The organism is Methanococcoides seepicolus, assembly GCF_023684405.1.
Lineage (GTDB): Archaea > Halobacteriota > Methanosarcinia > Methanosarcinales > Methanosarcinaceae > Methanococcoides > Methanococcoides seepicolus.
In genome coordinates this window covers 1-6,663 of record NZ_JAGSOI010000090.1, presented here as the reverse complement: position 1 = coordinate 6,663, position 6,663 = coordinate 1, and the positions used below count along the sequence as shown (strand labels likewise).

The following is a 6,663-nucleotide window of genomic DNA, read 5'->3' as shown; positions in this document are numbered from 1 at the left end:
CTTTGATTCGCAGTCACAAGAGCTCCAAGATCGGTGAAATTATTGATCTCATAACTTGCAGACTGATTGTTGGTAGGAACAAAATCAAATGTGCCTGATGGTAGCTCAACCTCACCATCCCAAATGATAGATGGTGCGGCTCCCACCATTGATGGCATTACCATCATCATACCCAAAACAATTATACATATACCCCATATCCTTTTCCCCATAGTGATACCTCTACTTTTTCGCTTTACATTAGAAACCCTTAATAAATATGGAATTTGATAGTATATAAAATGGATCATTTTGATTACAGATGTTATCTGAATGGCATACGAAATAGATGTTGAAAGTGCGCTAATCAAAATATAAACTATACAACAGATTGAAAAAACAATTGATATTAAAAAAAAAGTAGTGGGTGCAAAGTATTGCAATCCACATTTTATTATGCTTTCACAGCTACCAGTGAAAGACCCAGTTTCTTTTCCAGATCCTTTACTTCCTTAGCAGCGTCTTCTTTTAAGTCTGCATACTTGACCCCATCATCTGAGAAGGCAATTAAGGTTATACCTAATTTGCTTTCTAGATCAGCGATAGCTTTCAGATTTTCGCTCTCGATTTTTGAAAAACTCCACATTTTAAAACCCCACTATTTTATTATGCTTTCACAGCTACCAGTGAAAGACCCAGCTTCTTTTCCAGATCCTTTACTTCCTTAGCAGCGTCTTCTTTTAAGTCTGCATACTCGATTTCAGCATCTGAGAAGGCAATTAAGGTTATACCCAATTTGCTTTCTAGATCAGCGATAGCTTTCAGATTTTCGCTCTCGATTTTTGAAAAACTCCACATTTTAAAACCCCACTATTTTATTATGCTTTAACAGCTACCAGTGAAAGACCCAGTTTCTTTTCTAAGTCCTTTACTTCTTTAGCAGCGTCTTCATTTAAGTCTGCATACTGTACCCCATCATCTGAAAAAGCAATTAAGGTTATACCCAATTTGCTTTCTAGATCAGTGATAGCTTTTAGATTTTCGCTCTCGATTTTTGAAAAACTCCACATTTTAAAACCCCAACAGAATATACATTCGATTAGTTTATATGTTTATTGCCTTAAATGATTATAAATATAATTAATATTGAATACATGAGTGGCAAGCATTAACATTCAAAAATGGATGCCTGTGTAAGGTGTGCTTCATCTACCGGCCCGAAGAAAATAGTCCTGCATACCCGTGATTTCATGATGAGCGTTTTCAGGAAAGGAACTTCCAACCCTCTTCATGAGATGCAGAGTATGCAATTCGGTGTGATGTGTGCGGCAGCTTTTGCAGCATCAGGAAAACTGCCTGAGCGATCACAACTTGAAGGTTCAGTGAGTGATCTTGCCAAAAGTGAAGAAGGAATAAAGCAGGCAAGCAAATTGCAGGATTTTATCGGCGGTGAACAGTTTGAGGGCGGTGTATGTGGGGAGTACAGGGATTTTTCGGTTTGTATCCTGCCGACCATCATCTGTGAAAAGCCGGTGTCTACTGTGGGGCTTGGGGATACTGTGTCTTCAGCTACTTTTTTGAGGTGGCTGGAGATCGATAAAGAATTTGAATTAGGCGGATGTGGACATAATATCCCTCTGGGAAAGCTGGGTTTTTTTACCAAGTGGTTCCAGACGGGGTATAACATAAAGAGAGTTCGTGATCTGGTTGTTGATAACCTCCACGTCAATGTTATATGTGGTCTTTATGTTGGATGGTGTCAGTACTTCATCGGGGGTTCCACTGGAGATCACATCTCCATCCCTGAGAAGGTAGATCTTGTCACAATAATATGCTGCAAGGTTCAGGTCATGCATGACCGCTATGACAAGCATTCCTTTTCTGGAAGCATCTTTTACGAGGTTCAATATGTCTATCTGATTCGTAATGTCCAGGTGGGAGGTTGGTTCATCCAGAAGCAGTATCTTTGGATCCTGTGCAAGTGCACGGGCAATGATCACTTTTTGCAGTTCTCCACCACTTAGTTGTGTAACGAACCTATCCTTTAGATGAATTATTTTCGTCTTTTTCATCGCATCCTGCACAATTTCCATGTCTTCATGTGTTTCAGCACCTTTGATGTATGGAGTACGACCCATTAAGACAACGTCTTCTACGGTAAACTCGAAATTAATGGATATTACCTGCGAGACCATGGCTATATTCTTTGCGATCTCGACACTGCTCATCGTATCAAGACTTCGTCCATCGACCGTTATGCTTCCGCCATTTGGTTTTATGATATTGTTGATCGTCTTTACCAGCGTGGTCTTTCCTGAGCCGTTCGGGCCAATGATCCCTACAAATTTTCCTTTTTCTGCACGGAGGTTCACCTGATTGAGTATCTGACGGTTCCCATATTTCACGATAACACCATTTACTTCAAGCATAGAGACTTTTCCTCCTTTTTCTTAGAAGATATACAAAGAAAGGAGCACCAAAAAGGGCGGTAACTATGCCTACAGGAAGATCCACCCCTTGCAGGGATCCGACCCTTTCGAGTATTACCTGGAACAACATAATGTCATTTGACTCTAATACCGCCTGCGCCTTGGTGGGAAATGTCCTTGCAAATGTATCAGAGAGCACTAAAAAGATGGCTCCCATTAATGTAGAGGCAGGCAGGAGACCTCTGTGATCAGGTCCTATTATGTTGCGCATGATGTGGGGCATGATAAGCCCTACAAAACCTATGATCCCACTAACGGATACTGCTGCAGCGGTAATCAATGCAGAGAGTATCAGGACCTGCTTTTTAACACTCTCAACATTAACTCCCAGGGATTGTGCCTGCTCTTCTCCCAGCAACATCACATTCAGGTTCCAGGAGTGTCTATATGATAATAATATACCTGTAAACACTATGACCAGAGTGATCTTCACTTTATCCCAGCTTGCATTCCAGAATCCTCCCATCATCCAGTAAATGATCTGATGAAGAGATTCCGAAAAGAAGAGGAAAAAGGATGTAAGTGCTGATAAGAAGAAACTGATAGCTATACCTGCAAGAAGAAGTGTATCTACAGGGACCTTTCCACCGACCTTTGATATGTTATATACTACAAATATGGTTATAGTGGCAAAGATAAAAGATATGAGCTGTATCGGTAGCAGTAGTGCAAAACCAATAGCTGCGCCAAGGGCTGCACCGGAGGACATTCCTATGATGTAAGGGTCTGCCAGTGGGTTCTTCAGAAGACCCTGCATGGAACAGCCTGCAGTGGCAAGTGCTGCTCCAACGAGTGCAGCGAGAAGCACGCGAGGTAGTCGAATTCCCACAATGATCTTTTCCTGACCGTCGGTCCATGTGCGATCAGGAGAGATGCTGTTGAACAATGTTGAACCGTCAAACTGGATACCTATCAGAGACAAGATCCATGATATTGTTCCCTGGACACATTCAAGCAGGCCCATATAAATTATCTTAGCTGTCAGGACCGGTGAAATATTGGTGGTTCCAATTGCGGTGTTGCTGACAACTACGATCAACAGGGTCACTGCCAGTGCAATAATTACGCTTCTTACGGAACCAGTATACTTTGGCATGTTCTCTATTCCCCGTAAATCTAATGCTTTAGTATCGTCTGCTTCCCATATATCCGAGGACCATCATGCTGATGGCAAGCAATACTCCGAATCCAGGTGCATTTGCAGTTGCATTTCCGCCATCCTGCACAAGACCCTCCTCTTCCGGACCTTCATCTGCTGCATCTACGTGTGGCTGGCTTGCGTCAGTCAAACTGGTGTAATCCTTCTGTTCCCAGTCGTCTCCCATATATAAGTGGAGTACTTCCAGCCCCTGGACTATCCTCGGACCAGACAGTTCGATGATGTTCGGATCTTTTATGGGGTATACTCTGTCGTTCTTAATAGCAGCTACTGTTTCAAGAGCATCGTTGTTCCTTGTGTTGTTCGCTATCTGGTAGGACAATCCTCCCATTCCTGAACAGATTATTATCTGCGGGTCAGCACTGACGATGTTTTCAAGGTTTATGGTAGGCCACCCGTTTGCTTCAATTATGTTCTGTCCTCCGGCCATGGTGATCAGATCACTTGGGTATGTATCTTTTCCGGCTGAATAGATGGGATCATCCCATACTATGTACAGGACCCTTGGTCTTTCTTCATCAGGTATTCCTTTGGTACTGTCTGTGATATCACTGATAGTTTGTCTCATCCCATCTACTATTTCCTGTGCATTGTCCTCATTGTTCGTGATCGTCCCTACAAGGAGTATGCTTTCTATGATCTCGTCCATTGTTTTTGGATTGATCATTACGGTCTGTATATTAAGGTCTTCAAGGCGTATGATCGTGTCCTCTCCATTCGCTTCATCGAGTATGACAAGATCAGGTTCGAGTTGTACGACCGTTTCATAATTAATCGTAGTGTATCTCCCGACTTTAGTCAAGTTGATGGCTTCTGGCGGGTATTTGTCATCTTCTGTACCTCCAACCATCTTGTCTCCGGCACCAACCGTGAATAGTATCTCAGTTATACTTGGCATAAGGGATACGATGCGTCCCGGTTCCTTTTCTATCGTAATTGTGGCACCTGATGAATCAGTGATGGTTATTGGGTACTCCACGGTATTGTTGTCTGATGCCTGGACGTTTGATATAAGCAACAGGATGGAGATGAGCAGGATGATAGGAGTTCTTTTTAGCATGGTGCTTTCCTCATTATCAGTTTTGATGAAAACTAATAAAATGTGTCTGTAAAAGCTTTGTGTTAAAGATTATCTATGTTATTCTTAATAATAAGAATTCCGATAAAGATTCTTAGTTGTGTTTGATAAAGAGATTATCAAAGCAGTAAGAGATTATGGCGGTCCAGCAAAGCACATCGTTGATGAATGGCTTAGTTTGAAGTTGTTAGAATGGTATGTTCCATTACCTCCAAACGAAAGAATCAGTTATGGAATGAAACCATGCTGGTGACTTTTCATCCACCGCTTCTACCTAAATTTCCAAGACCTCTTGCTTCCGGAAACTCCTCTTTATGAAGCTCATTATTTAATTGTTCTACTCGTCCCTCATAATTCATAATCAGTTTCAGAAGGATGTAAAATTATTAAAATATAGTTGACTTAAATTGGAATAATAATAAACTTCATGGAATCAATAGTTTTTTTTGTGTTTGCATTTTGCTTATGGATATAAAGTGTTTTCATTTTGTAGCATTAATGAATTAACTCTAAAATCTGTGGATTATACTTGTAGACAATATAAGTGATAGGGATATCAAACCATAGAATCCTTGTATGTAAGCTAAAATAACAAAATCCATTTCAATATTAATTGTAATGCTTGCGAGTCATTTCCACTGGAAATATTTAATTGTGATTAAAAACAGTATCCTGATATCTATTATTCAATTAGGGTTATTACCTCAGCTTTGAAATAAATTAACACAAATTCCGATATAATCGTATAGCTAAGAAAGGTTATAAGGATTTTATAAAAAATGTTAGTGAAATAATGAAACTTCATAAGTAATATATAGTTGTTTCCATACATATGGAAAATAGTTTAGAAGATATTATTAAGAAATATTTAACATCCTCACACACCTCTATTATTTCAGACTCGGCTTTAGGTTTTGAGAGAAGTGATTGTATCAAATCGCGCGTTTTACTGGGAATTCTTCCAATGCAAAACTCCTTTTCAGGCTTATTCGTTTGCTCGGAAGTTGTGTCAGGGGTATCATTTTACCCCTGACGAGTATTGACGTGTTGCACGTCATTGGTTTTTTCAAATCCGTCAGGGGAAAGGGGTATTTTCTCCATTGTAGCAATGTATGTGTGTGTCTTGTATAGACATACTACTCTGCATATTACTACAATGAGAGGTTAACCCCTGACACCCTGACGGATTGCTCTCATGCTCTTGATTATTTACGTCAGGGGTAAAATCCCGACCCATGACGGATTAGAAACATACGCAATTTTCCCACGTTGTTACACGTTTGCCAGTGGGTTCTCGGCCACTAATATATCCAAGTTTTTTAAATCTTTTCGCAAACACATTTTCATGTTGTGGTTTAATCCCACGTCCTTTACACCAATCCGTGTATTTGTTGAGCATTACACCTTTATAGTCAAACACCCAACATTTTGGACTTCTGTTTTTCACTAAGAAACTTTTCAATCCATCTCTTTGCAAAGCTAATTTTTGATGAGCACTCCATAAATTTCTCATGTATTAAATCCCGCATATGATCAATATCGATAATGAACTCTCGCGAGATAACTTTTTTGATACTTTTCCAAATGAATTCAATAGGATTTAAATCTGGAGAATATGGTGGCAAATATATCAATTCTATGCCGTTTTTCTCTGCATATTCTTTCGTATCGTTTGCCCGGTGAGATGCGAAATTATCAAGAACAACAATAATTTTTGTCTTTGATTTCAGCCAAAAATTCACAAACATCTTCTTTTTTTGAATGTTCTTTAAAATCAATAACTGAATTTCCATTCAATGTATAGAATCCAAACGAATTCGCCCTCAATTTTGTAGTATTCTTGTATATCGTTGGTTTTGTAAACGACCACAGTCGCTGAGTGTTTGATGTTGTTTGTGGAGATGATTCATCCAAGAAACCTATTACTGTGTCATCATCCATCTCCGGGACTTTTTTTT

General features: G+C 39.8%; 7 protein-coding genes and 2 pseudogenes. 1 reads left to right on the top strand and 8 read right to left on the bottom strand.

The window, feature by feature from the left end; genetic code table 11:
- Positions 1–433: 433 nt before the first annotated feature.
- Genes KDK67_RS13190 through KDK67_RS13180 form a run of 3 tightly spaced genes read right to left on the bottom strand, consistent with a single transcriptional unit; the run spans position 434 to position 1,049 of the window.
- A complete protein-coding gene (locus KDK67_RS13190; RefSeq protein WP_250869290.1) occupies positions 434–625 on the bottom strand; it encodes a hypothetical protein in 192 nt (63 codons plus the stop codon).
- Positions 626–645: 20 nt separating this feature from the next.
- Complete coding sequence (locus KDK67_RS13185) at positions 646–837, bottom strand: hypothetical protein (RefSeq protein WP_250869289.1); 192 nt, start codon at positions 835–837, stop codon at positions 646–648.
- A 20-nt stretch (positions 838–857) separates the two neighbouring features.
- The gene (locus tag KDK67_RS13180; protein ID WP_250869288.1) at positions 858–1,049 is read right to left on the bottom strand and encodes a hypothetical protein; all 192 of its coding nucleotides are present in this window, start codon (positions 1,047–1,049) and stop codon (positions 858–860) included.
- 111 nt (positions 1,050–1,160) lie between these two features.
- On the opposite strand from KDK67_RS13180, the pseudogene KDK67_RS14625 reads away from it, so the two are divergent.
- A pseudogene (locus KDK67_RS14625) lies at positions 1,161–1,499 on the top strand (hypothetical protein); the annotation flags it as partial.
- A gap of 90 nt (positions 1,500–1,589) precedes the next feature.
- On the opposite strand, the gene KDK67_RS13175 reads toward KDK67_RS14625, so the two are convergent.
- The 5 genes and pseudogenes from KDK67_RS13175 to KDK67_RS13160 form a co-directional block, all read right to left on the bottom strand.
- On the bottom strand, positions 1,590–2,408 hold the full coding sequence (locus KDK67_RS13175) for a heme ABC transporter ATP-binding protein (protein WP_250869287.1): 819 nt from the start codon (positions 2,406–2,408) through the stop codon (positions 1,590–1,592).
- On the bottom strand, positions 2,401–3,564 hold the full coding sequence (locus KDK67_RS13170; protein ID WP_250869285.1) for a FecCD family ABC transporter permease: 1,164 nt from the start codon (positions 3,562–3,564) through the stop codon (positions 2,401–2,403). The genes KDK67_RS13175 and KDK67_RS13170 overlap by 8 nt, the downstream gene beginning before the upstream one ends.
- A 28-nt stretch (positions 3,565–3,592) precedes the next feature.
- Positions 3,593–4,687, bottom strand: a complete 1,095-nt coding sequence (locus KDK67_RS13165) for an ABC transporter substrate-binding protein (RefSeq protein ID WP_250869283.1) — start codon at positions 4,685–4,687, stop codon at positions 3,593–3,595.
- A gap of 1,430 nt (positions 4,688–6,117) precedes the next feature.
- The gene (locus KDK67_RS14620) at positions 6,118–6,453 is read right to left on the bottom strand and encodes a transposase (RefSeq protein WP_420846951.1); all 336 of its coding nucleotides are present in this window, start codon (positions 6,451–6,453) and stop codon (positions 6,118–6,120) included.
- Positions 6,401–6,663: pseudogene (locus tag KDK67_RS13160) on the bottom strand (IS630-like element ISArch3 family transposase); the annotation flags it as partial. The pseudogene KDK67_RS13160 and the gene KDK67_RS14620, both read right to left, overlap by 53 nt.